23 protein-coding genes and 1 tRNA gene are annotated in these 24499 nt (G+C 65.6%); 9 read left to right on the top strand and 15 right to left on the bottom strand.

Annotation, left to right across the window (positions count from 1 at the left end; genetic code table 11):
• The first annotated feature begins 55 nt into the window (after positions 1-55).
• The 4 genes from WI26_RS06060 (at position 56) to WI26_RS06045 (ending at position 4540) form a co-directional block, all read left to right on the top strand.
• On the top strand, positions 56-748 hold the full coding sequence (locus WI26_RS06060; RefSeq protein ID WP_059465612.1) for a peptidoglycan DD-metalloendopeptidase family protein: 693 nt from the start codon (positions 56-58) through the stop codon (positions 746-748).
• 377 nt (positions 749-1125) lie between these two features.
• Positions 1126-2745, top strand: a complete 1620-nt coding sequence (locus WI26_RS06055) for an acyl-CoA synthetase (protein WP_069225456.1) — start codon at positions 1126-1128, stop codon at positions 2743-2745.
• Positions 2746-2829: 84 nt separating this feature from the next.
• The gene (locus WI26_RS06050) at positions 2830-3156 is read left to right on the top strand and encodes a DUF2288 domain-containing protein (RefSeq protein ID WP_059508759.1); all 327 of its coding nucleotides are present in this window, start codon (positions 2830-2832) and stop codon (positions 3154-3156) included.
• Positions 3157-3166: 10 nt separating this feature from the next.
• Complete coding sequence (locus tag WI26_RS06045) at positions 3167-4540, top strand: MATE family efflux transporter (protein ID WP_069225455.1); 1374 nt, start codon at positions 3167-3169, stop codon at positions 4538-4540.
• A gap of 25 nt (positions 4541-4565) precedes the next feature.
• On the opposite strand, the gene WI26_RS06040 is transcribed toward WI26_RS06045, so the two are convergent.
• Positions 4566-4751, bottom strand: coding sequence for a hypothetical protein (locus WI26_RS06040; protein WP_059540267.1), 186 nt, complete (start codon positions 4749-4751; stop codon positions 4566-4568).
• A gap of 135 nt (positions 4752-4886) precedes the next feature.
• On the opposite strand from WI26_RS06040, the gene WI26_RS32620 reads away from it, so the two are divergent.
• The gene (locus tag WI26_RS32620; RefSeq protein ID WP_167357983.1) at positions 4887-5057 is read left to right on the top strand and encodes a hypothetical protein; all 171 of its coding nucleotides are present in this window, start codon (positions 4887-4889) and stop codon (positions 5055-5057) included.
• A 203-nt stretch (positions 5058-5260) separates the two neighbouring features.
• Here WI26_RS32620 and WI26_RS06035 read toward each other — a convergent pair whose 3' ends face one another.
• Together WI26_RS06035 and sixA are read right to left on the bottom strand one after the other, a co-directional pair.
• Positions 5261-6067 (bottom strand): GNAT family N-acetyltransferase, encoded by an 807-nt coding sequence (locus tag WI26_RS06035; RefSeq protein ID WP_059449345.1) that lies wholly within the window; start codon positions 6065-6067, stop codon positions 5261-5263.
• 158 nt (positions 6068-6225) lie between these two features.
• Positions 6226-6687, bottom strand: a complete 462-nt coding sequence (sixA, locus tag WI26_RS06030; protein ID WP_069225454.1) for a phosphohistidine phosphatase SixA — start codon at positions 6685-6687, stop codon at positions 6226-6228.
• 159 nt (positions 6688-6846) lie between these two features.
• Between sixA and WI26_RS06025 the strand changes: the two genes are divergently transcribed.
• Both WI26_RS06025 and WI26_RS06020 read left to right on the top strand, forming a co-directional pair.
• A tRNA-Pro gene (locus WI26_RS06025) sits at positions 6847-6923 on the top strand.
• Positions 6924-7072: 149 nt separating this feature from the next.
• Positions 7073-7513 carry a hypothetical protein gene (locus tag WI26_RS06020; protein WP_059465606.1) on the top strand — a complete coding sequence of 147 codons (441 nt, stop codon included), beginning with the start codon at positions 7073-7075 and terminating at the stop codon, positions 7511-7513.
• Between the two features lie 42 nt (positions 7514-7555).
• On the opposite strand, the gene ppx is transcribed toward WI26_RS06020, so the two are convergent.
• On the bottom strand, positions 7556-9070 hold the full coding sequence (gene ppx, locus WI26_RS06015) for an exopolyphosphatase (RefSeq protein WP_069225453.1): 1515 nt from the start codon (positions 9068-9070) through the stop codon (positions 7556-7558).
• A gap of 279 nt (positions 9071-9349) precedes the next feature.
• Between ppx and ppk1 the strand changes: the two genes are divergently transcribed.
• A complete protein-coding gene (gene ppk1 / locus WI26_RS06010) occupies positions 9350-11413 on the top strand; it encodes a polyphosphate kinase 1 (RefSeq protein WP_069225452.1) in 2064 nt (687 codons plus the stop codon).
• Positions 11414-11532: 119 nt separating this feature from the next.
• On the opposite strand, the gene phoR is transcribed toward ppk1, so the two are convergent.
• The 11 genes from phoR to WI26_RS05955 form a co-directional block, all read right to left on the bottom strand.
• Positions 11533-12852 carry a phosphate regulon sensor histidine kinase PhoR gene (gene phoR, locus WI26_RS06005; protein ID WP_059465603.1) on the bottom strand — a complete coding sequence of 440 codons (1320 nt, stop codon included), beginning with the start codon at positions 12850-12852 and terminating at the stop codon, positions 11533-11535.
• A 57-nt stretch (positions 12853-12909) separates the two neighbouring features.
• Positions 12910-13611, bottom strand: a complete 702-nt coding sequence (phoB, locus tag WI26_RS06000; protein WP_006750313.1) for a phosphate regulon transcriptional regulator PhoB — start codon at positions 13609-13611, stop codon at positions 12910-12912.
• 30 nt (positions 13612-13641) lie between these two features.
• Positions 13642-14346: a phosphate signaling complex protein PhoU gene (gene phoU / locus WI26_RS05995; RefSeq protein WP_059523442.1), complete on the bottom strand. Its 705-nt coding sequence runs from the start codon at positions 14344-14346 to the stop codon at positions 13642-13644.
• 18 nt (positions 14347-14364) lie between these two features.
• Complete coding sequence (pstB, locus tag WI26_RS05990) at positions 14365-15213, bottom strand: phosphate ABC transporter ATP-binding protein PstB (RefSeq protein ID WP_059465601.1); 849 nt, start codon at positions 15211-15213, stop codon at positions 14365-14367.
• A 15-nt stretch (positions 15214-15228) separates the two neighbouring features.
• Entirely contained in the window at positions 15229-16122 is an 894-nt protein-coding gene (gene pstA, locus WI26_RS05985) for a phosphate ABC transporter permease PstA (RefSeq protein WP_059540197.1), read from the bottom strand.
• Positions 16119-17102 carry a phosphate ABC transporter permease PstC gene (pstC, locus tag WI26_RS05980; protein ID WP_069225451.1) on the bottom strand — a complete coding sequence of 328 codons (984 nt, stop codon included), beginning with the start codon at positions 17100-17102 and terminating at the stop codon, positions 16119-16121. The genes pstA and pstC overlap by 4 nt, the downstream gene beginning before the upstream one ends.
• Before the next feature lie 94 nt (positions 17103-17196).
• Positions 17197-18231, bottom strand: coding sequence for a phosphate ABC transporter substrate-binding protein PstS (gene pstS, locus WI26_RS05975; RefSeq protein WP_069225450.1), 1035 nt, complete (start codon positions 18229-18231; stop codon positions 17197-17199).
• 440 nt (positions 18232-18671) lie between these two features.
• Complete coding sequence (gene glmM, locus WI26_RS05970) at positions 18672-20027, bottom strand: phosphoglucosamine mutase (protein ID WP_059540195.1); 1356 nt, start codon at positions 20025-20027, stop codon at positions 18672-18674.
• 36 nt (positions 20028-20063) lie between these two features.
• Complete coding sequence (gene folP, locus WI26_RS05965; protein WP_069225449.1) at positions 20064-21005, bottom strand: dihydropteroate synthase; 942 nt, start codon at positions 21003-21005, stop codon at positions 20064-20066.
• 28 nt (positions 21006-21033) lie between these two features.
• Complete coding sequence (gene ftsH, locus WI26_RS05960) at positions 21034-22929, bottom strand: ATP-dependent zinc metalloprotease FtsH (protein WP_059465595.1); 1896 nt, start codon at positions 22927-22929, stop codon at positions 21034-21036.
• Positions 22930-23095: 166 nt separating this feature from the next.
• The gene (locus WI26_RS05955; RefSeq protein WP_059508753.1) at positions 23096-23758 is read right to left on the bottom strand and encodes an RlmE family RNA methyltransferase; all 663 of its coding nucleotides are present in this window, start codon (positions 23756-23758) and stop codon (positions 23096-23098) included.
• Between the two features lie 194 nt (positions 23759-23952).
• On the opposite strand from WI26_RS05955, the gene WI26_RS05950 reads away from it, so the two are divergent.
• Positions 23953-24480 carry a YhbY family RNA-binding protein gene (locus WI26_RS05950; protein ID WP_069225448.1) on the top strand — a complete coding sequence of 176 codons (528 nt, stop codon included), beginning with the start codon at positions 23953-23955 and terminating at the stop codon, positions 24478-24480.
• Positions 24481-24499 lie beyond the last annotated feature (19 nt).

Genomic DNA, 24499 nt, shown 5'->3' with positions numbered 1-24499 from the left:
TCGGACGTTTTGTATCACCTGCCGCGTCGCGCGCGGCGGGGTTTTGCGAGGTTCAATGTTCGGAACAACAACGAAGCGGCTTTTCGCGGCCGCCTGCGCCGCACTGCTCGTCGCGTGCGGCTCCGCACCCGTCGGCCCGGGCTACTACCGCGTCGAGCGCGGCGACACGCTCTACAAGATCGCGCGCGAGAATCGCACGTCGATGGCCAACATCGTGCGCTGGAACCAGATCACGAATCCCGACGCGATCGAGGTCGGCCAGGTGCTGCGCGTCGCGCCGCCGCCCGGCACGACGACTGCGTCGACCACCGGCACCGGCAGCGCGGGCCGCAACCGCCCCGCGCCTTCAGCGCCGGTCGAATCGGCCGTCAAGCCGGCCACCAGCATCGCGCTGATCTGGCCGGCCGCCGGCAACGTGGTGCGCAGCTTCGACGGCTCGAAATCCAAGGGCATCGATATCGCGAACGCCGCGGGTACGCCGGTGCTGGCCGCCGCACCGGGCACCGTCGTCTATGCGGGCAACGGATTGCGCGGCTATGGCAACCTGATCATCCTCAAGCACAATGCCGATTATCTGACGGCGTACGCGCACAACCGTGCGCTGCTCGTGAAGGAAGGTCAGTCGGTCACGCAGGGGCAGACGATTGCCGAAATGGGCAACAGCGACAGCGATCGCGTCGCGCTGCACTTCGAGCTGCGCTACGGCGGCCGCTCGATCGATCCGGCACGCTACCTGCCGGCGCGCTGAGCGCGCCACGCCGAACGAGGACGACACGCGATGCCGGCATGCGTCGCATGTCGTCGCGAGGGAGATCGGGAAGGTTGTGTCAGCGCTTGCGCAAACGGCCGGTGAACCGGCCGGACAACGGATCGACGCGGCTGGCAAACACCACCAGCACCCCGATTCCGAACAGGCTGAACCCCGCAGCTATCAGAAGCAAATCCATGGTCATATCACTGTTTTGTCATGATCTTATGCGTCATGGCGGAATCGTGCACTGAGCCCCTCGGTTACACGAGCCCGCACATTCCCCTATCCATCAGACGCCATTGTGGTTTCGGTCGCATTAAATGCAGATGTAATCCGTCAACCGATGCCGACGATCGACGTCAAGGAGACTCGCGATGCTGCCAGCCGCCGACTGCTACGACAACCTCCTCTCCCGCTTCGCGTGGGACGTTCCGGCCCGCTACAACATCGGCGTGGACGTCTGCGACAAGTGGGCCGACGGCAGCGGACGGCTCGCGCTGATTCACGAAACGGCACAAGGCGACGTGTCCCGCCTCACGTTCGACGACCTGAGGAATGTTTCTAACCGTTTCGCAAATAGCCTCGCGCGGGCGGGTTTGCAACGTGGCGACCGGATCGCCATCTTCCTCGCGCAGGGTCCGGAAACGGCCATCGCCCATCTCGCCGCGTACAAGCTCGGCGCGATCGCGGTGCCGCTGTTCACGCTGTTCGGCGCCGACGCGCTCGAATACCGGCTCGAGAACAGCGAAGCCGCCGCGCTCGTCACCGATGCCGCCGGGTACGCGAAGATCGCGCCGCTGCGCGCGCGACTGCCGGCGCTGCGCACCTGCTACTGCATCGGCGACGATGCGCCCGACGCGCCCGGCGTGCTGCGTTTCGACGCCGCACTCGCGGCCGAATCGCCGGATTTCGTGCCGGCGGACACCGCCGCCGACGACCCGGCGGTCATCATCTATACGTCCGGGACGACCGGGAAGCCGAAAGGCGCGCTCCATGCGCATCGCGTGCTGCTGGGTCATCTGCCGGGCGTCGAGATGTCGCAGCAGTGCTTTCCGCGCGACGCACGCCTGTTCTGGACACCGGCCGACTGGGCGTGGATCGGCGGACTCCTCGACGTGCTGCTGCCGTCATGGCACCACGGCGTTCCCGTGCTCGCTCGCCGCTTCGAGAAGTTCGACGGCGAAGCCGCATTCGCACTGATGGCGCGACATGGCGTGACCCACGCGTTCCTGCCGCCGACCGCGCTGAAGCTGATGCGCGCGGTGCCCGCGCCGAGCGAGCGTCACGCGCTGGCGCTGAAATCGGTCGCGAGCGGCGGGGAATCGCTTGGCACCGAGCTGACAGCCTGGGGACGCGACGCGCTCGGCGTGACGATCAACGAGTTCTACGGACAGACCGAATGCAACATGGTGCTGTCGTCGTGCGCGGCGCTGTTCGACGCGCGGCCCGGTGCGATCGGCAAGGCCGTGCCGGGCCACGCGGTCGCGATCGTCGACGAGCACGGCACGCCGCTGCCGCCCGGCGTCGAGGGGCACATCGCCGTGCGCCGCCCCGACCCGGTGATGTTCCTCGAATACTGGCGCAATCCCGCCGCGACCCGCGACAAGTTCGCGGGCGACTACCTGCTTACCGGCGACACCGGCACGATCGACGCCGACGGCTTCGTGCGCTTCATCGGCCGCGACGACGACGTGATCACGAGCGCCGGCTACCGGATCGGCCCAGGGCCGATCGAGGACTGCCTGCTCACGCATCCGGCGGTGCGGATGGCGGCCGTCGTCGGCGCACCCGATCCGACGCGCACGGAAATCGTCAAGGCGTTCGTCGTGCTGAACCCCGGCCATGTCGGCGACGACGCGCTCGTGCACGCGCTGCAGGCCCACGTGCGTACTCGTCTGGCCGCGCACGAGTATCCGCGCGCGATCGCGTTCGTCGACAGCCTTCCGATGACGGCAACCGGCAAGATCGTCCGCCGCGCGCTGCGCGGCGCGTGAACCGGGCGCATGCCCGCCGCGCGGCCGGCCGCGCGCCCGGATGGTTTATAGTGGCGCCCACGCAGTCTTTTCAGCACATCACCGATGTCCTCCGACCAACACGAATCCGCCGCGGGCGCGTCGCACAGCCCGCTCTACGCCAAACTCCTCGGCGAAACCGCCAAGATCGACTGGTGCGATCTCGAGCGCTTCTTCGCGCAGGGCAAGCTGCTGTCGGTTGCACGCGATCTCGATCTCGTCAGCGTCGCGGAAGCGATCGCCGGCGATGACGCCGAACAGGTCACGCGTTGGCTGTCGTCCGGTCTCGTCACGCGCATGCCGGCGGAAACCGCCTCCGACTTCGCCGCACGCAATCCGGAGCTGTGGGCGGTCGTCGTGTCGCCGTGGGTCTGCGTACAGGAACGCGCCTGACCCGACCGCCATGTCCGAATCCGCATTGCCGCATGGGGCGGGCACTGGGTCGGCCGCCGTCTCGCACCGGCGCGTCCTCGCCCTCGCCTTCCCGATCGTCCTTGCGAACCTGACCCAGCCGATCCTCGGCGCGGTCGACACGGCCGTCGCCGGCCACCTCGATGGCGCGCAGTATCTCGGCGGCGTCGCGCTCGGCGGGCTGTTCTTCAACTTCGTGTTCTGGGGCTTCGGCTTCCTGCGCATGGGCACGACCGGCCTCGTCGCCCAGGCGCATGGCGCCGGCGACGCCGCCGGCATCCGGCTCAACGTACTGCGTGCGCTGATCGTCGCGTTCGCGCTCGGCGCCGCCGTGCTCGCACTGCAGGTGCCGCTGCTGTCGTTCGCGCTGACCGCGATGGGCGGCAGCGACGCTGTCCGCGCGACGGCGCTGGCCTATGGCCACGCACGAATCTGGAGCGCGCCGTTCGCGCTCGCGAACTACGTCGTGCTCGGCTATCTGCTCGGCGTGCAGCGCGTGCGGCTCGCGCTTGTCGCGCAGGTCTTCATCAATGCAGTGAACATCGGTGCCGTGCTGCTGTACGTGTACGGCTTCGGCTGGGGTATCGCCGGGATCGGTGCAGCAACCGCGACCGCGGATGCGTGCGGCTTCGCGCTCGGCGCATGGATGCTGTGGTGCCTGCGCCCGCGCGGCCTCGCGCCGCTGGCCGCGGGTGCCTTGGCGGATCGTGCGGCACTCAAGCGGCTGATCGCGCTCAATCGCGACATCTTCCTGCGCACGCTATGCCTGCTCGGCGCGTTCGGCTGGTTCGCGCACCTGGGCGCCAAACAGGGCGATGCGACGCTCGCGGCCAACGCATTGCTGCTCAATTTCCAGACCTTCATGGCATACGGGCTCGACGGCTTCGCGCATGCGGCCGAGGCGCTCGTCGGCGCGGCAGCCGGCGCGCGCGACCGCGTCGCATTCCGGCGGGCCGTACGTGTCACGGTGCTGTGGTCCGCGCTCGGCGCACTGCTGTTCGCGCTCGTCTACTGGGCGGCCGGCGGCTGGATCGTCGCACGGCTGACCGACCAAGCTGGGATCCGTGCGGTCGCGCTGCAATACCTGCCGTGGGCGGCGATCTCGCCGATCGTGTCCGTGTGGGGGTTCCTGCTCGACGGCGTGTTCATCGGCGCGACGCAGACGCAATCGCTGATGCGCGCGATGATCGCGTCGTTCGCGATCTTCATCGCCGCAACGCTGGCGGCTGTCGGCCCGTTCGGCAATCATGGGCTGTGGTTCGCGCTGCTGCTGTTCATGGTCGCGCGCGGCGCGACGCTCGCGCGCTACCTGCCGGCGCTGACGCAGCGGATCGGCGCCGACGACGCCCCCGCAGCCGGCGCCTGACGGCCACGCAGGCAGGCCGGTTTCGTTATTGCGCTGGCGCGGATGCCGACGGCGCCGGCTCACCGAGCATCGACGGCGGCGTCATGTCGGTCGGCACGCCGTGGTAATCGGCCGGATCTTGCGGCGGGTGGCCACGACGGGCCTGACGGGGATCACTGGAACAGCCGGCGAGAATGGACGCGGCCAGCACGGCCAGCATGAAACGGGTCATCGGGAAGGCTCCGGAAAACGGCGCGCCCATCGCGCGCCACGACCGCGCCGAGTCTAGCGGAATTCCGGGTTAGGGGTTGTCCTGCGCATGTTCTACCATGTAGCCATGGCGCTGTGCCGTTGAAAGGAGGCTGCCATGACGTCCGAAGAGATCGCTGGCCTGATTGGCCTGTTTATCGGTCTGATGGTGCTCGTCGCCCTGTCGTATTTCGAGTCGCGCGAATACAAGCGCAGCCACGGCGGCGAAGGGATGATCCATCACTGGATGGCCGAACACCACCTGCTCGACTGGCGGCGCAAGCACTAGGCAAGCCCGCCCTGTCGCCCGGGCCGCGCCCGCGGTCCGTTCCGAACGTGCGCGTGGCCGCACGGTGGTGAACGCGTATCGATCAAATTAACGGGGCCGGATAAATCACGATCGTCGGAACGAACGCCGTCGCGTGGCAGGTTGCCATGCGACGGCGTTCATTCGTGTGCGCGTCGTGACCGGCGCGCTGCGATCAGAGCGGCTCAGCCCAGGAAGTGTCGGGCGTAGCGCGCGTTGATGTCCGACAGCCGGAACAGCGTCAGGAAGTCCGCGCAGTTGAAGTCGGGATCCCACGCCGGCGCGCCGCAAATCTTCGCACCGAGACGCAGATAGCCCTTGATCAGCGGCGGCGGTGCAACGACGGTGCCCGTCTGCAGTTCGTCGACCGGCAGCGCCGTATGCGGGAACGCGCGATATTCCGGCGCCGTCAGCGAGTTGGCCGGCAGCGACTGATACAGGTTCGCCGCATAGTGTCCGCCGTCGGCCATCGACACGCTCGCGCAGCCGAGCATCGTCTCGTAGCCGTTCTGCATCATGTACGCGCCGAGACCGCCCCAGAGCGCCATGATGACGGCGCCGCTGCGGTAGTCGCTGTGCACGCACGAGCGGCCGACTTCAACCATCTTGCCGCGCAGGTGCGTGAGGCGTGACAGGTCGAATTCGCCTTCGGCGTACAGACGGCCCACACGCGCGGCCTGGTGCGGCGGCAACACACGGTACGTGCCGACCACCTTCAGCGTATCGAGATCGCGCACCAGCAGATGATCGCAATAGGCATCGAACGGATCGACATCGAGACCGGACGGACCACTGACCTGCGCGCCCATTTCTTCGGCGAACACGGTGTAACGCAGGCGCTGGGCCTCGCGCAGTTCGTCTTCCGTGCGCGCCCAGGCGGCGCGCAGACGGTACTCGGATGTGACGGTTTCAGCAGCGCGCGGCAGGTGACGCCGCGACGTGTCGAGGGGAAGCGAGGCAAAGGGGAGCGTAGGCGTCGGCAGTTCTCGCATTAGGCTTTCCTGATCGTAAGGAATAGAACGACATGCCAGCCAATGTAGTAACCGGTCGTTACCGTTCTGTGGCACGACCGTGTCCTTTCAATGACGTGTCGCCGAATTGACTTTAGCAGAAAGCTTGCGAAACCGTATGATCAATGCGCTGGCGCCCTTCAGACAAGGTCCGGCGTCAATACCGCGCGCAGCACGGCCTGACGGCTGCCGTCGCGCGTGCGGCTCACGAGCCATACGATACCGCCCTTCTTGACGCTCCAGCTGTCGTCGTTGCCCGCGATCAGCTGCGCCGCGACACTGCCGAGGGTCGGCTGGTGTCCGACGATCACGACCGTCGGCGCGATGCCGTCAGGCCATCCGGCGGCCGCCAGCACGTCGTCGACGCTGCCGCCCGGCGCGAGCGCGTCCACTGTCCGGTATTGGTCCGTCAGCGCCTCCACGGTCTGCACGGTGCGCGCCGCCGGGCTCGCGAGGATCGCGCTGCTCGACTCGAGCCGGCCGCGCAGCCATTTGGCCATGGCCTGCGCTTCCTTGCGCCCGCGGGCCGTCAACTGACGTGCGAGGTCGTTTGCCGCGTAGTCTTCGGCCTCGGCGTGGCGCCACAGGATCAGGTTCATCATGATGTCTCTCCATGCTTCGACGAAAGATCCGGCCGCACCTGCGGGCCGGGCGATCACTCCCCGAATTGTCGCCAATCGTGAGCGATTCGTGATGATGTCCGCCGCATACAGAACGTTGTTGACCCGGCCACCCATTAGACGATACAATCTTTGGCTCGTCGGAGCGTAGCGCAGCCTGGTAGCGCATCTGATTTGGGATCAGAGGGTCGTAGGTTCGAATCCTATCGCTCCGACCACGAGATACACGACAAGGGTTGCAAGCCATTGCGCTTGCAACCCTTTTTCGTTTGGTGCGCCAGCCGCCACCAGTGCCGCACTGCCCGCAGCCCGCGCACGAAACTTGCGGGAACACGCGATAATATCCGCGACCAACCCGCAACCGCGCATGAAAAACCACGCTTTCAAGACCGCCCTGTTCGGCGCGCTGCTCGCAATCGGAACCGTCGGCGCGTCCGGCGTCGCATCGGCCAAGTCGCTCGACGACGCGCTCGACTGCCATTCGAACGGCCATAAATTCGTCGCACCGCTGCTCGCGGCGGGTGATATCCAGTCGGAGCCGATGCACGTCGAATCGAATTCGGTGAACGCATTCCGCACGAACCATCCGCTGACCGCCTATGGCTTCGGCGTCTATGTCGTGCTCGGCTACCAGGCGAACGACCCAATCTTCCAGCCCGGCGACGGCACGCCGATCGGCGACTGGGCATATGGCGTCGTGGTACGCGGCACGAAGAACGCGGTCGAGCAGGCCGTGCGCAAGGCCGGTAGTGATGCGACCGTCAAGCAGGCATTCCCGTTCCTGACCGCGATCGTGTGCTCGGACTGAGCGCGTCGTAAGGCAGCCTGACGGCGCAAGCGCGCCGCCGCGTCACGCGCCCGTATAAACCACTCGGTACGGAATACCAACCTTCTCCCACTCGGCCGCTTCCTGGCTGAGGCTGTAGTCGGTCAGCGGGTTCTGCTCGACCCATGCGCTCGGCAGGCGCACTTCATACCCGCCCTTCTTCATCTGCGACACGGAAATGTCCGGCAGCCCGGCATCGGTCCGGCGCCGGCACAGCAGCGCCGCGAGCCGCAGGCAGAACAACAGCGGCCACTCGACGTCGCGCGCCTGCGACAGCTTGCCGAGCTTGCCTGCATGCCCGAGCACGAGCGCGGCAAGACGCGCCTGATCGGTGCGCGAGAAACCGGGCATGTCGGCGTTGCTCGCGATATAGGCCGAATGCTTGTGATACGAGCTATGCGAGATCGACAGGCCGATCTCGTGCAACGCGGCGGCCCAACCGAGGAACATCCGGCCTTCCTCCCGTGCTTCGTCGTCGGATTCGTCGAGCTCGTCGTAGAACCGCACCGCGAGCGCACCGATGCGCCCGGCCTGCGCGCGATCCACGCCGTAGCGGCGCGTGAAGCCCTCGACGGTCACCGCGCGCATGTCCTCGTGCTGGGTCCGGCCGAGCAGGTCGTACAGCACGCCGAGACGCAGTGCGCCGTCGGTGGTATCGACGTAGTCGACCCCAAGCTCCTCGAATACCGCGAGCATGATCGCGAGGCCGCCGGCGAGCACCGGCACGCGGTCGGGCTTCAGCGCGATCAGCTTCAGCCGGTTCACGTTCTCGGACTTGATCAGCGCGCGCTTGAGGCGTTCGAGCCCGCCGCGCGAGATGCCGTGCGTGATGCCCGCGTCGTTGAAGCCGTTCGCCTCGACGAGTTCCGCGAGCGCACGCGCGGTGCCGGACGAACCGATTGCCTGGTCCCATCCCGCTTTTTTGTACTCGCTGGAAATGATCTGGATCTCGCGCTTGGCCGCGAGTTCGGCCTGCCGCATCGTGTATTCGTCGACGTTGCCGGCCGGGAAGAATGAGCGGCTATGGCTTACGCAGCCGATGTAGAGGCTCTCCATCACGAGCGGCGTGTAGTGCGAGCCGATGATGAATTCGGTCGAGCCGCCGCCGATGTCGACGACGAGCCGCTTGCCGGCGCTCGCCGGCACCGAATGCGCGGCACCCGCGTAGATCAGGCGCGCCTCTTCGCGGCCCGCAATCACTTCGATCGGAAAACCGAGCGCCGCTTCGGCCTCGCCGAGAAACTCGCCCGCGTTCTTCGCGACGCGCAGCGTGTTGGTCGCCACCGCGCGCACATGATCGGGATGGAAATCGCGCAGGCGTTCGCCGAACCGCTTGAGCGCCTCCCAGCCACGCTCCTGCGACGCGCGATCGAGCATCTTGTCGCTCGACAGGCCCGCGGCCAGTCGAACGGGCTCGCGCAGCGCGTCGACGGGATAGATCTGGCTGCCCGCCGGCGTTTCCTCGACGCGCCCGACGATCAGCCGAAAGCTGTTCGAGCCGAGATCGACGGCAGCCAGCAAGTGGGGGGAATTAACCATCAGAAGGGGGCTCCGTGCGCGTTCGCCCGCGGCAGCCGGTCCGGCCACGCTGGGCGATCAATCAAAGGCGACATTTTAAGCGTGGAACGCTTGCCGTTGCCACGCTTCACGGGCATGTACACGGGTAGATTGTATATGGCCGAAACATTTATGAGACGAAACGGTTCAGGCGTAGAATTTCCCGATATAAATACACCATCGTCATCTGCACGTCATCGTACCGTGAGAGTTTCCGAGCGTCCTTTCGAATCATCGCCCGAATCATCCCCTACTCTGCCGATGTCCGTCCGTTATCCGCTTCTCAATCGTGAACTCGGCATCCTCGGTTTCAACGAGCGCGTGCTGGCCCAGGCGGCTGACCCACAGATTCCATTGCTCGAGCGACTGCGCTTCATCTGCATCACCAGCAGCAACCTCGACGAATTCTTCGAAGTCCGGATGGCCGGCCTTCAGGAACAGATCCGCGACAACCCCGGCGCACTGACGCCGGACGGCATGTCGTTACAGCACGCTTACGACCTCGTCGTGGAGCGCGCGCAACGGCTCGTGCACCGCCAGTACACGATGCTGCACGAAACCGTGCTGCCCGCGCTCGAACAGGAAGGCATCTACTTCCACGCGAGCGACACGTGGAACGAAGAACAGCTCGAATGGGCGCGCCGCTACTTTCTCGATGAACTGCTGCCCGTGCTGACGCCGATCGGCCTCGATCCCGCGCACCCGTTCCCGCGCGTGTTGAACAAGAGCCTGAATTTCGTCGTCGAGCTCGAGGGCCGCGACGCATTCGGCCGCCAGGCGGTGATGGGCATCGTGCAGGCGCCGCGCGCGCTGCCGCGCGTCGTGCGCATGCCGCAGGCGCTGTCGGGCTTCGAGCACGGCTTCGTGCTGCTCAGCTCGTTCATGCAGCGCTTCGTCGGCGAACTGTTCCCGCAACTGGTCGTGAAGAGCTGCAACCAGTTTCGCATCACGCGCAACAGCGAGCTGTTCGTCGACGAGGACGAAATCACCAACCTGCGCGTCGCGCTGCAGGGCGAACTGCCCGCGCGCCACCTCGGCAACGCCGTGCGGCTCGAGGTGTCGGCCGACACGCCGGCGCATATCGTGCGGCGCCTGCTCGAGGAAAGCCTGCTCGGCGAGAAGGACTGCTATCGCGTGGCCGGCTCCGTGAACCTCGTGCGGCTGATGCAGATCCCCGATCTCGTCGATCGACCCGACCTGAAGTTCGCACCGTTCGTCGCATCGATCCCGCCCGCGATCGTCAACGCGCCGACGATGTTCGACGCGATCGACGACGGCGACATCCTGCTGCACCACCCGTACGAAAGTTTCCAGCCGGTGCTCGAGCTGCTGCAGCAGGCCGCGAAGGATCCGAGCGTCGTCGCGATCAAGCAGACGATCTACCGCACCGGCACCGATTCGCCGCTGATGGACGCGCTGATGGAAGCCGCGCGCAACGGCAAGGAAGTGACCGTCGTCGTCGAACTGCTCGCACGCTTCGACGAGGAAACCAACATCAACTGGGCATCGCAGCTCGAAGCCGTCGGCGCGCACGTCGTGTACGGGGTGGTCGGCCACAAGTGCCACGCGAAGATGATGCTGATCGTGCGGCGCGTCGTGCAGCACGGCAAGGCGTCGCTGCGCCGCTACGTTCACCTCGGCACCGGCAACTATCACCCGCGCACTGCCCGCCTCTACACCGACTTCGGGCTGATGACGGCCGACCAGAAGATCTGCGAGGACGTCCACCACGTCTTCCAGCAGCTGACCGGGATCGGCGGCGAACTCATGTTGCACGAGCTGTGGCAATCGCCGTTCACGCTGCATCCGCGCATCATCGAATCGATCCGCGCGGAGATCGACAATGCACGCGCCGGCAAGCGCGCGCGCATTGTCGCGAAGATGAACGCGCTGCTGGAGCCGTCGGTGATCGCCGCACTGTACGAAGCGTCGCAGGCCGGCGTGAAGGTCGACCTGATCGTGCGCGGCGTGTGCGCGCTGAAGCCTGGCGTGCCGGGGCTGTCGGAGAACATCACGGTTCGCTCGATCGTCGGACGCTTCCTCGAACACCACCGCATCTACTATTTCCACGCGGGCGGCGCCGAGGACGTCTATCTGTCGAGCGCCGACTGGATGGACCGCAACCTGTTCCGCCGCGTCGAAGTCGCGTTCCCGATCCGCGAGCGCAAGCTGAAGCGCCGCGTGATCGCCGAAGGGCTGTCGGTCTGCCTCGGCGACAACCAGTCGGCCTGGCAGATGCTCAGCGACGGCCACTACCGCCGGCGCCGTGCGGGCAAGACGATCCGCAACGCGCAGCTCGGGCTGCTCGCAAAGTTCTGTTCGTAGACACGGGGCGGCGCGCGGTTTCGCTTGCCGCGCCACCAAACGAAAAAGCACAGCCCGAGGGCTGTGCTTTTTATTTCCGGCGAGATGCCGACACAAGGCGCCCGGATCGCGTCACACACTCACGCTTCAAACGCGGCCGGCCGGATCGCGATGATCCGCGAGGCCGGGAAGCGCGCGGTGAACGTGCTGCCGCGTCCTTCCTCGCTCTGCACGTACAGGTGCGAGTCGTGGCGCTGCAGCACATGCTTGACGATCGCGAGGCCGAGCCCCGTGCCACCCGTATCGCGCGAACGGCTGCGGTCGACGCGGTAGAAGCGCTCGGTCAACCGCGGCAGGTCGGCGGCCGGAATGCCGAAGCCGCTGTCGGTGACGGAGAACACGCCCTGCGCGCCTTCGCGCCGCCATGATACGACGATCTTGCCGCCGTCCGGCGTATAACGGATCGCGTTGGTCACGAGATTCGCGAACGCACTGAAGACTTCCGTCTGCGCGCCCGTGACGCCGAGCGTCTCGTCGATCGTGAACGTGATCTCGTGATGCCCGTTCGACAACGTCTGCGCATCTTCCTTCAGATGGTCGAACACGGCGCGCATGTCGATCGCGTGATCCATCGGCGGCTTGCTTTCGCCCTCGAGCTTCGCGAGCACCAGCAGATCGGTGACGATGTGCCGCATCCGCGACGCCTGCTGCTCCATCATCTCGAGATAGCGCGCGCGATCTTCCTCGTTCAGCGGCAGTTCGCGCATCGTCTCGAGAAAGCCCGACAGCACGGTAAGCGGCGTCTTCAGTTCGTGCGACACGTTCGCGACGAAGTCGCGCCGCATCGCGTCGGTCCGCTCGAGTTCCGTGATGTCCTGCGTGAGCAGCAGCTTGCGGTTCTCGCCGTACGGGAACACCTGCACTTCGAGCACGTTCTGACGCGAGTCGCCCATCCCGCGCATCACGAGCGTCTCGTCGTAATGCTGTGCGTTCAGGTAGCGGACGAAATCCGGATGACGAACCAGGTTCGTGATGTGCTGGCGCAGGTCGCGCTTCGCATCGAGGCCGAAATGCACCTCGGCGATCGCGTTGCACCACTCGATCTGGTCGTGGTCGTCGAGCATCGCGACGCCATTCGGCGACGCCTGGATCGCCTGGATGAAGCGCGAATGCTGCTGCTCGACCTGTCGCACCTGCGCATGCCACTGCTTCGCGAGCTTGTGCAGCCGGTAGTAGATTTCGCCCCAGATGCCCGGTGCGCTCGGCACCTCCCCGTAGACGGGCGCATCGAGCAAACGCCACAGGCGTTGCGTATGGAAGGTGCTGAAGAAACCCTGCGCGACCAGCATCACGACCGCGAACCCGAGGCCCGCGATCGGGCCGGCGAACACGCCGACCAATACGCTGATCAGCACGAGCAGCACGAGCGACACGAGAAAGCGCGCCCAGATGATGTTCATGATTCAGCGCCCGAAAGAATGAACGGCATGCCGTGGCACACGGCATGCCCGAATACGTTACGCGTGCTTGGCGAGCCGGTAGCCGCTGCCGCGCACGGTCTCGATCATCGCATCGCAGCCGGCCGGTTTCAAGGCCGCGCGCAATCGTTTGATGTGGACGTCGACGGTGCGCTCTTCGACGAACACGTGATCGCCCCAGACTTGGTCGAGCAACTGCGTGCGGCTGTGCACGCGCTCCGGATGCGTCATGAAGAAATGCAGCAGGCGGAATTCGGTCGGACCGAGATCGAGCTTGATCTCGCTGCCGTCGCCATGCGCGGCGACCCGGTGCGTGGCCGGATCGAGGCGCAGCCCGTTGATCGACACGACGTCCTCGGTCAGCTGCGGCGCGCGGCGGCGCAGCACGGCCTTGATGCGCGCCATCAGTTCCTTCGGCGAGAACGGCTTCGTCACGTAGTCGTCCGCGCCGATCTCGAGGCCGAGCACCTTGTCCTGCTCGTCGCCGCGCGCGGTCAGCATGATGATCGGGATGTGCTTGGTCCGTTCGTTGTTGCGCAGGTCGCGCGCGAACGCAATGCCGGACTTGCCCGGCAGCATCCAGTCGAGCAGCACGAGATCGGGCAGCACGTCGCTGATCAGGTTCTGCGCCTGCTCCGCGTTGTACGCGCGGATCGGGCAGTGACCGGCATGCTGGAGATTCACCGAGATCAGTTCGGAAATCGCGGGCTCATCTTCAACGACGAGAATGTTGCTGGGCATCGGCACCTCTGTTCTTCCTTACGGAGTCGATTAACTGTTGGCTTCGCGATCGAGCGTGTCGCGCGGCTGATGCCGCACGTCGGTGCCCTTCACGATGTAGATGATGAATTCGGCGATGTTCTTCGCGTGGTCGCCGATCCGTTCGATCGCTTTCGCGATGAACAGGTACTCGAGGCCGACCGAGATCGTGCGCGGATCTTCCTGCATGTACGACACGAGCTTGCGCACGAACGCGCGGAATTCGAGATCGATTTCCTTGTCGTCCTTGACGATCTGCGCGGCCGCCACCGTATCGAGGCGCGCGAATGCGTCGAGCGCGCGGCGCAGGATCGTCACGGCCATCTCGCCCGACACCTTGATCTCGGCGATGTTCACCGCACGCGCGGCCGGCTCGTCGATCAGACGACGCACGCGCTTCGCGATCTTCTCGGCCTCGTCGCCGGCGCGCTCGAGGTTCGTAATCGTTTTCGAAATCGACATCAGAAGACGCAGATCGCGCGCGGCCGGCTGCCTCCGCGCGATGATGTTGCCGCACTCCTGGTCGATGTCGACTTCCATCGCATTCAGCGTTTCCTCGGCCGCGATCACCTTCTCGGCCGTCTCGCGGTCGAATTCGTTGAGCGCATGCATCGCGCCGACGATCTGCGACTCGACGAGTCCGCCCATTTCCAGCACTTTCGACGACACGGCATTCAGGTCCGCGTCGAACTGGCTCGACAGATGTTTATCCGACATGGTTGTGATTCTCCGTCATCAGCCGAAACGGCCGGTGATGTAGTCTTCCGTTTCCTTGCGCACCGGCTTGATGAAGATCTTCTCGGTGTCGCCGAATTCGATCAGTTCGCCCAGGTACATGTAGGCCGTGTAGTCCGAGCAGCGCGCGGCCTGCTGCATGTTGTGCGTGACGATCACGACCGTGTAGTCGCTCTTCAGCTCCGCGATCAGCTCCTCGATGCGGCCGGTCGAGATCGGGTCGAGCGCCGAGCACGGCTCGTCGAGCAGCAGCACTTCCGGACGGATCGCGATACCGCGCGCGATGCACAGACGCTGCTGCTGGCCGCCGGACAGCCCGTAACCGCTCTGGTTCAGCTTGTCCTTCACTTCGTTCCACAGCGCGGCCTTCGTCAGCGCCCACTCGACGCGATCGTCCATCTCCGAGCGCGTGAGCTTCTCGAACATCTTCACGCCGAACGCGATGTTGTCGTAGATCGACATCGGGAACGGGGTCGGCTTCTGGAACACCATGCCGATCCGCGCGCGCAGCAGCGAAATGTCGCGCTTGGTGGTCAGCAGGTTCTCGCCGTCCATCAGGATCTCGCCTTCGGCGCGCTGCTCCGGATAGAGCGCATACATCTTGTTGAACGTGCGCAGGAGCGTCGACTTGCCGCAACCCGACGGACCGATGAACGCCGTCACCTTCCCTTCGGGAATGCGCAGGTTGATGTTCTTCAGCGCATGGAACTTGTTGTAGAAGAAGTTGAGGTTGTTGACCTCGATCTTCGCGTTCAGCGGCGCCAGCGGGCGGCCATGTGCCGCGTCTTGCGTGCCGGCGGGCGCAGCAGCGCGCTCGACGGGATTCAGGTGGCTCTCTGCCATATTCATCGGATTGCTCCGCCGTTACTTTTTCGAGAAGATCGAGCGCGCCAGGATGTTGAGTCCGAGCACCCCGAGCGTAATCAGGAACACGCCCGCCCACGCGAGCGACTGCCATTCGGCGAACGGGCTCATCGCGAACTTGTAGATCGTGACGGGCAGGTTCGCCATCGGCTGGCTCATGTCCCACGAGAAGAACTGGTTCGACAGCGCGGTGAACAGCAGCGGCGCCGTTTCGCCGGCGATCCGCGCGATCGCGAGCAGCACGCCCGTCACGATCCCGCCGACCGATGCGCGCAGCGTGATCTTCAGCACCATCCGCCACTTCGGCGTACCGAGCGCGACGGCTGCTTCGCGCAGCGCGTTCGGCACGAGCTTCAGCATGTTCTCGGTCGTGCGGATCACGATCGGAATCTGCAGCAGTGCGAGCGCGATCACACCGGCCCAGCCCGAGAAGCGCCCCGACTTCGCGACGACGATCGCGTACACGAACAGCCCGATGACGATCGACGGCGCCGACAGCAGGATGTCGTTGATGAAGCGGATCGTGCTCGCCAGCAGGTTCTTCTGGCCGTATTCGGCGAGATAGACGCCCGCGAGGATGCCGATCGGCGTGCCGACGAGCGTGCCGAAACCGCACAGCAGCAAGCTGCCGACGATCGCGTTCGCCAGGCCGCCGCCTTCGGTGTTCGGCGCGGGCGTCGATTCGGTGAACAGCTGCAGCGACAGGCCGCCGACGCCGAGATGCACCGTGGTGTAGAGAATCCATACGAGCCACAGCAGGCCGAACGCCATGGCGGCGAGCGATGCGGTCAGCGCGATCGCGTTGATCATCTTGCGCTTGCGCTGCAGGCGGTTGCGCATCGCGTCGAGCACGGCGCCGTTCGGCCCCGGGAAATTCATGACGGGCTCGCTCATTTCTTGCCCTCTCCTTTCTCGAGACGAAGCAGCAGCAGTTTGGAGATGGACAGCACGATGAACGTGATCACGAACAGGATCAGGCCCAGTTCCATCAGTGCGGACGTATGCAGGCCCGGTTGCGCTTCCGCGAATTCGTTCGCGAGCGCCGACGTGATGCTGTTGCCCGGCGCGAACAGCGACACGCTGTCGAGCAGGTTGGTGTTGCCGATCACGAAGGTCACGGCCATCGTTTCGCCGAGCGCGCGGCCGAGGCCGAGCATCACGCCGCCGATCACGCCGGTCTTCGTATAGGGCAGCACGACCTTCCACATCACTTCCCACGTCGTGCAGCCGATCCCATAGGCCGACTCCTTGAGCAGCACGGGTGTGACTTCGAACACGTCGCGCATCACCGACGCGATGTACGGGATGATCATGATCGCGAGGATCACGCCGGCCGCGAGAATGCCGATGCCGATCGGCGCACCCGCCGTCAGCGGACCGAGCACCCACACGTCCTTGAAGAGACGGCCGATCGGCTTCTGGAAGTATTCGGCGAAGATCGGCGCGAACACGAGCAGGCCCCACATGCCGTACACGATCGACGGAATCGCGGCGAGCAGCTCGATCGCGATGCCGAGCGGGCGACGCAGCCACACGGGCGACAATTCGGTGAGGAACAGTGCGATGCCGAAGCTGACCGGTACCGCGATGACGAGTGCGATGATCGACGTCACGATCGTGCCGTAGATCGGCACGACTGCGCCGTAGATGTCCGAGTTCGGATCCCACTCGGTTTGCCAGAGGAAGCCGAGGCCGAACTTCTGGATGGTCGGCATCGACGCAATGATCAGGGAAACGATGATCCCGCCCAGCAGCAGCAGGGTCACGATCGCGGCCAGCCGTGCGAGGCCGCCGAACAGAACGTCTCCGAGACGGCTCGGCGCGCGTTGCTGCGCGCCATCAGACCGGGAAGACGAGTAGGAAATATCAGACATGGGCGCCTGTTCTGGATCGCCGGGCGCCGTGACGCCCGGCCTTACCGCACACACTGCCCGGCCTGCACGGCCGGGCAGCGAACCGCTGGATTGCTTACTCTGCGGCGACCGGCTTGCCCGATGCGTCCGTCACCTTCGTCTTCCACTGCTTGCGGATTTCCGTCTCGACCGACGCCGGCAGCGAGATGTAGTCGAGGCTGTCGGCGGCCTTCTCGCCGTTCTTGAACGCCCAGCTGAAGAACTTCAGCGTTTCGGCGCCCTGCTCCGGCTTGTCCTGCTTCGCATGCAGCAGCACGAACGTCGCGCCGACGACCGGCCATGCTTCCTTGCCCGGCTGGTTCGTCAGGATCTGGTAGAACGACTTCGACCAGTTCGCGCCGGCAGCAGCGGCCTTGAACGTTTCGGTCTTCGGCTCGACCACCGTGCCCGTCGAGTTCTTCAGGGCCGTGTAGGTCATGTTGTTCTTCTTCGCGTACGCCCACTCGACGTAGCCGATCGCGCCCGGCAGGCGCTGCACGAAGGCCGCGACGCCGTCGTTGCCCTTGCCGCCCGTGCCCGTCGGCCAGTTGACCGTCGTGCCTTCGCCGATCTTCGACTTCCACTCGTCGTTGACCTTCGACAGGTAGTTCGTCCAGATGAAGCTCGTGCCCGAACCGTCAGCGCGGCGAACCACGGCGATGTCCGTATCCGGCAGCTTGACCTTCGGGTTCAGCGCAACGATCGCCGGATCGTTCCACTTCTTGATCTTGCCGAGGTAGATGTCGCCGAGCACCGGGCCCGACAGCGTCAGTTCGCCGGCCTTCACGCCCGGCACGTTGACGACCGGCACCACGCCGCCGACCACCGTCGGGAACTGGAACAGGCCTTCCTTCGCGAGCTCTTCGTCCTTCAGCGGAGCGTCCGAACCGGCAAAATCGACCGTCTTCGCGTTGATCTGCTTGAGACCGCCCGACGAACCGATACCCTGATAGTTCACCTTCGCGCCGCCGGCCTGCTGGTAGTCGGCAGCCCATTTCGTATAGATCGGCATCGCGAACGTGCTGCCTGCGCCCGTGATGTCGGCAGCTTGCGCGGCGACTGCGAAAAGCGCGCCAGCCAGGCCGGCAATCGCGGTTTGCATCAATTTCATGAGACCTCCAGTGTGTGAGCGGATGACTACGGCACCGCGAAGGTTAGGGGCTCCTCATGACGATAATGTGACAATCGATGAAACTGGCGTGACAGTAACATGACTAGTTGAAAGGGTGTATCGGGCCCTGTGCGGGCGGCCGCGCGGCGCGGAAATGGCGGCAAGAACTGCCGGTCAGGAAGGGTGTGCGGCCCCCGCCCATGCGAGGTTCGAGCGAAGCGCATTCGCCGAATCCGGGGTCGGAGGCCCATCGCCATTGGCCATCACGATTCGGGGTCGGATGTTTTTGTTCCGACGAAATCCGCGTCGAAGGCCCTCTCTATTTAATAGCGCAAACCTTTGCGTCTGACGAATTGCGGCGCCCGAAGGCGCCGCCTGTCGGATCATCGGCGAGGCTGCACGCGCCCGGCCGGACCATCGTGCGCCATCGCCAATTCGGCTCAGCTCGTCGCCGCGCGCACTGCGTCGGCAATCGCTTCCGCGTGGCGGGTCGCGTCGGCCGCATGCTGTGCCTCGACCATCACGCGCAGCACGGGCTCGGTGCCCGACGCGCGGATCAGCACACGGCCGCGGCCGGCGAGCGCGCTTTCGGCCGCGTCGATCGCCGCGCGAATCGATGCACTGCCCTTCCAGTCGGCACCCGGCTTCATCCGCACGTTGATCAGCTTCTGCGGGAACAGCGTAACGCCGTCCAGCATCTGCGCAAGCGTGCGGCCGCTGCGCTTGAGCGCAGCGAGCACGAGCAGTGCCGACACGATGCCGTCGCCGGTCGAATGGCGGTCGAGCGACAGGATGTGGCCCGAGCCTTCCGCGCCGAGCTGCCAGCCGCGCTCGCGCAGTTGTTCGAGCACGTAGCGATCGCCGACGGCCGCCCGCACGAACTGCACGCCCTCGCGCTGCAGCGCGACCTCGACCGCGAGGTTCGTCATCAGGGTGCCGACCGCGCCGTCGACCTTGCCGGCAGTCGCGATCCGGTCCTTCACGAGCACGTAGAGCAACTCGTCGCCGTTGTACAGGCGGCCCGTCGAATCGACGACCTGCAGGCGATCGGCATCGCCGTCGAGCGCGATGCCGAGGTCCGCATGGTTTGCTCGCACCGCGCGCACCAGTGCGTCGGGCGCCGTGGCGCCCACACCATCGTTGATGTTGAAGCCGTTCGGCGCGACACCGATCGGGATCACGTCCGCGCCGAGTTCGTGGAATACGTGAGGCGCGATCTGGTATGCGGCGCCGTGCGCGCAATCGATCACGAGCTTGAGCCCGCGCAGGTCGTACGCGGCCGGGAACGTGCTCTTGCAGAACTCGATGTAGCGGCCGGCCGCGTCATCGAGGCGGCGCGCCTTGCCGAGCCGGTCCGACGACGCGCAGTCGAGCGGCTTGTCGAGCCATGCTTCGATCTCCGCCTCGGTATCGTCGGGCAGCTTGTTGCCGTCGGCGGAGAAGAACTTGATCCCGTTGTCCTGATACGGGTTGTGCGATGCGCTGATCACGACACCGGCCGACAGGCGCAGCGCGCGCGTCAGGTACGCAACGCCCGGCGTCGGCATCGGGCCGGCCAGCATCACGTCGACGCCAGCCGCCGAAAAGCCGGCCTCGAGCGCGGCCTCGAGCATGTAGCCCGAAACACGCGTGTCCTTGCCGATCAGCACCGTCGGACGCGCACCCGCCGCGACGTCGGCCGCGCCGGCCAACACCTTGCCGGCTGCATAGCCGAGACGCAACACGAAATCAGGCGTGATGGGCGCATCGCCCACCGTGCCGCGAATGCCGTCCGTGCCGAAATATCGACGTCCCATGGCGAACCTTCCTCCTTCGTCTTTCTGACTTCTGACTTATCGTTGCCGCGCGGCTTCGCGCACGGCGTTCCATACTTTCAGTGCATCGACCGTCGCAGCGACGTCATGCACACGCACGATCGCCGCACCACGCCCGACCGCGCACAACGCGGCCGCCACGCTCGCCGCGACGCGTTCGATCGGCGGCTTGCCGCCGATCACCGCGCCAAGCATCGACTTGCGCGACATGCCCGCGAGAATCGGATACGCGCGCCCGTCGGGCCGCGCGGGCGCCGTGTCCGGCAGCGCGGCCAGCAGCGCGTAGTTGTCGTCGACCACGGCCTTGCCGAACCCGAAACCCGGATCGACGCAGATCCGCTCCGGTGCGACCCCCGCATCGCGCAGCGCCTGCGCGCGTGCGGCGAGAAAGTCGTGCACGTCGGTCACGACGTCACGGTAGTCGGGCTCGCCGACCTGCATCGTCTGCGGCTCGCCGAGCATGTGCATCGCGCACAGCCCGCTGTTGCCTTCGCGCACGGCGTCGATCGCACCCGGCTGGCGGAACCCCCAGATATCGTTGATCAGATCGGCGCCGGCAGCGAGCGCCGCGCGCATCACGGCCGGCTTGTAAGTGTCGATCGACAGCGGCACGTTCAGCGGCCGCAGCGCTTCGACCAGCGGGATCACGCGTGCGAGTTCCTCGTCGAGCGGCACGGGCGGCGCACCGGGACGCGTCGATTCGCCGCCGATGTCGATCAGGTCGACGCCTTCGGCGATCATCCGCTCGGCCTGCCGCAGCGCATCGTCGCGCGCGAGGAAGCGGCCGCCGTCGGAAAACGAATCGGGGGTGGCGTTGAGAATGCCCATCACGAGCGGGCGTTCGAACGTCAGCGAGAAACGGCCGCACTGGAGCGGCGCGGGAATGGAGGCTGAAACTGCGGATTCGGGCACGGGCGGGAGGTGTTGATGAATGCAAAACGGGCCGGTGTGAAGCCACACCAGCCCGTGAACGGTGCTACGGCGGAGGTCAGGCCGGCGAAGCAGGCGCCGGCGCGTTGCCGGGCTTCACTTCGGCGGCCGTGCCGCCACCCGACGAATCGCCGCCGACGGCCGGCGAGCTCTTCGGCGAGCGCGGCGGACGCCCTTCCATGATGTCGTTGATCTGATCGGCGTCGATCGTCTCCCACTCCATCAGCGCGGCCGTCATCGCCTCGACCTTGTCGCGGTTCTCTTCGAGCAGGCGGCGCGCAAGGCCGTACTGCTCGTCGAGCACGCGGCGGATTTCGCCATCGACCTTCTGCTGCGTCGCTTCCGAGATCGTGCGGGTGAAGCCGCGGCCGAACGGGCCGCTGTCGTTCTCGTCGTCGACGTAGACCATCGGCCCGAGCGCATCGGTCATGCCGAAACGCGCCACCATCGCACGCGCCGTCTGCGTCGCCTTGTTGAAGTCGTCCGACGCGCCGGTGCTGATCAGGTTCAGGAACAGTTCCTCGGCCACGCGGCCGCCGAACAGGATCGCCAGGCGGTCGAGCAGGTAATCCTTCGAGTACGTCTCGTTGTCATGCTCCGGCAACTGCCACGTGACGCCCAGCGCGCGACCGCGCGGGATGATCGTGACCTTGTGCACCGGGTCGGCCTTCGGCAGCAGCTTCGCGATCACAGCGTGGCCCGACTCGTGGTAAGCCGTCGCACGCTTCGCTTCTTCGCGAATCACCGCCGACTTGCGCTCCGGACCCATGAAGATCTTGTCCTTCGCGTCCTCGAAATCCTGCATCTCGACGATGCGCTTGCCGCGGCGGGCAGCGAACAGCGCCGCTTCGTTCACGAGGTTCGCGAGGTCGGCGCCCGAGAAGCCCGGCGTGCCGCGCGCGATGACTGCCGCATCGACGTCGTTCGCGATCGGCACCTTGCGCAGGTGCACGCGCATGATCTGCTCGCGGCCGCGGATGTCCGGCAGACCGACATAGACCTGGCGGTCGAAACGGCCCGGGCGCAGCAGCGCCTTGTCGAGCACGTCGGAACGGTTGGTCGCGGCGATCACGATCACGCCCGAGTTCGCTTCGAAGCCGTCCATCTCGACCAGCATCTGGTTCAGCGTCTGCTCGCGCTCGTCGTTGCCGCCGCCCATGCCGGCGCCGCGATGACGACCGACCGCGTCGATTTCATCGATGAACACGATGCACGGCGCGTGCTTCTTCGCCTGCTCGAACATGTCGCGCACACGGGCCGCGCCGACGCCGACGAACATTTCGACAAAGTCGGAACCCGAGATGCTGAAGAACGGCACCTTCGCTTCACCGGCGATCGCGCGGGCGAGCAGCGTCTTGCCGGTACCCGGAGGGCCGACGAGCAGTACGCCGCGCGGAATGCGGCCGCCCAGTTTCTGGAATTTCTGCGGGTCGCGCAGGAAGTCGACGAGCTCGGACACTTCTTCCTTCGCTTCGTCGCAGCCCGCGACGTCGGAGAAGTTCACCGCGTTGTTGTTCTCGTCGATCAGCCGCGCACGCGATTTCCCGAACGAAAACGCGCCGCCTTTGCCACCTCCCTGCATCTGCCTCATCATGTAGAACCAGAACACGATGATCAGGATCGTCGGCCCGAGGTAGTACAACGCGGACATCAGCGCGTTCGGCTCGTCATCGGCCTTGCCGCTGACCTGGACGCCGTACTTCATCAGGTCGCCGACCATCCAGATGTCGCCGGGCGACACGATCTGGTATTTCTGGCCATCAGCCGGAGTGACGGTGAGGTTGCGCCCCTGCACGATGACGTTCTTGACCTTGCCGTTCTTGGCGTCGTCCATGAACTGCGAATAGGACACACCTTCCTGGACGCGGGGCTTGTCGAACTGCTTGAACACCGTAAACAGCACCAGTGCGATCACCAGCCACACTGCTGCCTTCGAAAACATATTGTTGTTCAAAGCACCACTCCTTCACTCGTAGACGAGCGCCTACATTTTCCTTGCGGCGCTCCTCGGTCATTCTAATCCAGTCCGACCACCCCCGCCATAAGCATTGACAACCGTCGCGATAGCGCTTCGCTTGTCTGGCAAGGGCCGGAGCCCGTTTGCGGCACCGCGCTCCGCGTCACCGCGGATGCTTCAGCTGCCGGCCCAAAATGAACGTTTCGGACGACTTGTCGCGGGACGCCTTCGGCTTGCGCGGCGCGACGACCTTAAACTGCTGTTTGAACTTTTCGACGATCTGGCTGTAGCCGCTGCCGTGGAAACACTTCACGAGCAGCGCACCTTCCGGCTTCAGATGATTCTGCGCAAATTCAAGCGCCAGATCGCACAGATGCTCGATGCGCGCCGCGTCCGCCGAGGCCACGCCCGAGAGGTTGGGGGCCATGTCTGAAATAACAAGATCCACCGAGCGGCCTTCGAGCACCTCCTCGAGCCGATGAAGGACGTCGTCCTCGCGGAAGTCGCCCTGGAGGAAATGGACGTCGGCGATCGGCTCCATGGGCAGGATGTCGAGCGCAACGATCGTGCCGTCGATGCCGCCTTCGCGCTCCGCGTCACGTTTCTTGCCCTGCGCGAGCTTGTTACGGGCATACTGGCTCCAGCTGCCCGGCGTCGCGCCGAGATCGACGATCACCTGGCCCGGACGGATCAGCTTGTCCTGCTCGTCGATTTCCTTCAGCTTGTACGCGGCACGCGCGCGATAGCCCTCCCGCTGCGCCATTTTGACGTACGGGTCGTTGATGTGGTCGTGCAGCCAGTGCTGGTTAAAGCGGTTTTTTGCCATTCGAGAGAGAGATTGCTGCTATTTGCTTCGTGAAGCCGTGCTTTTGGCGGATAATACGCGTCTTCTTCGCGCGGCTGCGGCCCCTTCCGGGGCCCAAGCCGCGATTTTACGTGGTTTCGGCGCGCGGCTGATGCTGTAACTTCCCGCGATTCGCTTCTGACGCAGCGCGCCCCTATTTTGATTTCGACATTTCCATGCCCGCCCTTTCGCTTTCCCCCGCCGAGCGCTCCGCGCTGCGCTCCCAGGCCCATGCGCTCAAGCCCGTCGTGCTGATCGGCGCCGAAGGGCTGACCGACGCCGTGCTGAAGGAAATCAAGGTGCACCTCGCCGCGCACCAGCTGATCAAGATCCGTGTGTTCGGTGACGAGCGCGACGAGCGCGTCGCCATTTACGACGAGATCTGTGACCGCCTGAACGCCGCGCCGATCCAGCACATCGGCAAGCTGCTGGTGATCTGGAAGCCCGAGACTGCCGTGGCGGCCCCGGCCCGTGGCCGTCGCGCCGGCGCGCTGCCGAGCGCGGCCGAAGCCGTCGACGACAAGAAAGGCCGTGCGCCGCGCACCGTCAAGGTCGTCAAGGTGTCGCCGAACGCGAGCCCCGTGCGTCGCCCGCGGCCGGTCAAGGTCACGGTGCGCGGCAACGAACGCGTGACGGCGGGCGGCACCGTGAAGCGCGCGAAAAAGCGTCAGGCCAGCACGAAGCGGCCGCACCAGGACAAGTAATCCTGCCGCGCGGCACGGG

This window comes from Burkholderia diffusa (assembly GCF_001718315.1).
In the GTDB taxonomy this organism is placed as follows: domain Bacteria; phylum Pseudomonadota; class Gammaproteobacteria; order Burkholderiales; family Burkholderiaceae; genus Burkholderia; species Burkholderia diffusa_B.
This window is presented reverse-complemented; position numbering and strand designations above follow the sequence as displayed.

What these genes read in the sequence shown, in the direction of transcription:
- WI26_RS06060 (WP_059465612.1), top strand. Translation starts at nt 56, where the DNA reads ATGTTCGGAACAACAACGAAGCGGCTTTTCGCGGCCGCCTGCGCCGCA.
- WI26_RS06055 (WP_069225456.1), top strand. Translation starts at nt 1,126, where the DNA reads ATGCTGCCAGCCGCCGACTGCTACGACAACCTCCTCTCCCGCTTCGCG.
- WI26_RS06050 (WP_059508759.1), top strand. Translation starts at nt 2,830, where the DNA reads ATGTCCTCCGACCAACACGAATCCGCCGCGGGCGCGTCGCACAGCCCG.
- WI26_RS06045 (WP_069225455.1), top strand. Translation starts at nt 3,167, where the DNA reads ATGTCCGAATCCGCATTGCCGCATGGGGCGGGCACTGGGTCGGCCGCC.
- WI26_RS06040 (WP_059540267.1), bottom strand. Translation starts at nt 4,751, where the DNA reads ATGACCCGTTTCATGCTGGCCGTGCTGGCCGCGTCCATTCTCGCCGGC.
- WI26_RS32620 (WP_167357983.1), top strand. Translation starts at nt 4,887, where the DNA reads ATGACGTCCGAAGAGATCGCTGGCCTGATTGGCCTGTTTATCGGTCTG.
- WI26_RS06035 (WP_059449345.1), bottom strand. Translation starts at nt 6,067, where the DNA reads ATGCGAGAACTGCCGACGCCTACGCTCCCCTTTGCCTCGCTTCCCCTC.
- sixA (WP_069225454.1), bottom strand. Translation starts at nt 6,687, where the DNA reads ATGATGAACCTGATCCTGTGGCGCCACGCCGAGGCCGAAGACTACGCG.
- WI26_RS06020 (WP_059465606.1), top strand. Translation starts at nt 7,073, where the DNA reads ATGAAAAACCACGCTTTCAAGACCGCCCTGTTCGGCGCGCTGCTCGCA.
- ppx (WP_069225453.1), bottom strand. Translation starts at nt 9,070, where the DNA reads ATGGTTAATTCCCCCCACTTGCTGGCTGCCGTCGATCTCGGCTCGAAC.
- ppk1 (WP_069225452.1), top strand. Translation starts at nt 9,350, where the DNA reads ATGTCCGTCCGTTATCCGCTTCTCAATCGTGAACTCGGCATCCTCGGT.
- phoR (WP_059465603.1), bottom strand. Translation starts at nt 12,852, where the DNA reads ATGAACATCATCTGGGCGCGCTTTCTCGTGTCGCTCGTGCTGCTCGTG.
- phoB (WP_006750313.1), bottom strand. Translation starts at nt 13,611, where the DNA reads ATGCCCAGCAACATTCTCGTCGTTGAAGATGAGCCCGCGATTTCCGAA.
- phoU (WP_059523442.1), bottom strand. Translation starts at nt 14,346, where the DNA reads ATGTCGGATAAACATCTGTCGAGCCAGTTCGACGCGGACCTGAATGCC.
- pstB (WP_059465601.1), bottom strand. Translation starts at nt 15,213, where the DNA reads ATGAATATGGCAGAGAGCCACCTGAATCCCGTCGAGCGCGCTGCTGCG.
- pstA (WP_059540197.1), bottom strand. Translation starts at nt 16,122, where the DNA reads ATGAGCGAGCCCGTCATGAATTTCCCGGGGCCGAACGGCGCCGTGCTC.
- pstC (WP_069225451.1), bottom strand. Translation starts at nt 17,102, where the DNA reads ATGTCTGATATTTCCTACTCGTCTTCCCGGTCTGATGGCGCGCAGCAA.
- pstS (WP_069225450.1), bottom strand. Translation starts at nt 18,231, where the DNA reads ATGAAATTGATGCAAACCGCGATTGCCGGCCTGGCTGGCGCGCTTTTC.
- glmM (WP_059540195.1), bottom strand. Translation starts at nt 20,027, where the DNA reads ATGGGACGTCGATATTTCGGCACGGACGGCATTCGCGGCACGGTGGGC.
- WI26_RS05955 (WP_059508753.1), bottom strand. Translation starts at nt 23,758, where the DNA reads ATGGCAAAAAACCGCTTTAACCAGCACTGGCTGCACGACCACATCAAC.
- WI26_RS05950 (WP_069225448.1), top strand. Translation starts at nt 23,953, where the DNA reads ATGCCCGCCCTTTCGCTTTCCCCCGCCGAGCGCTCCGCGCTGCGCTCC.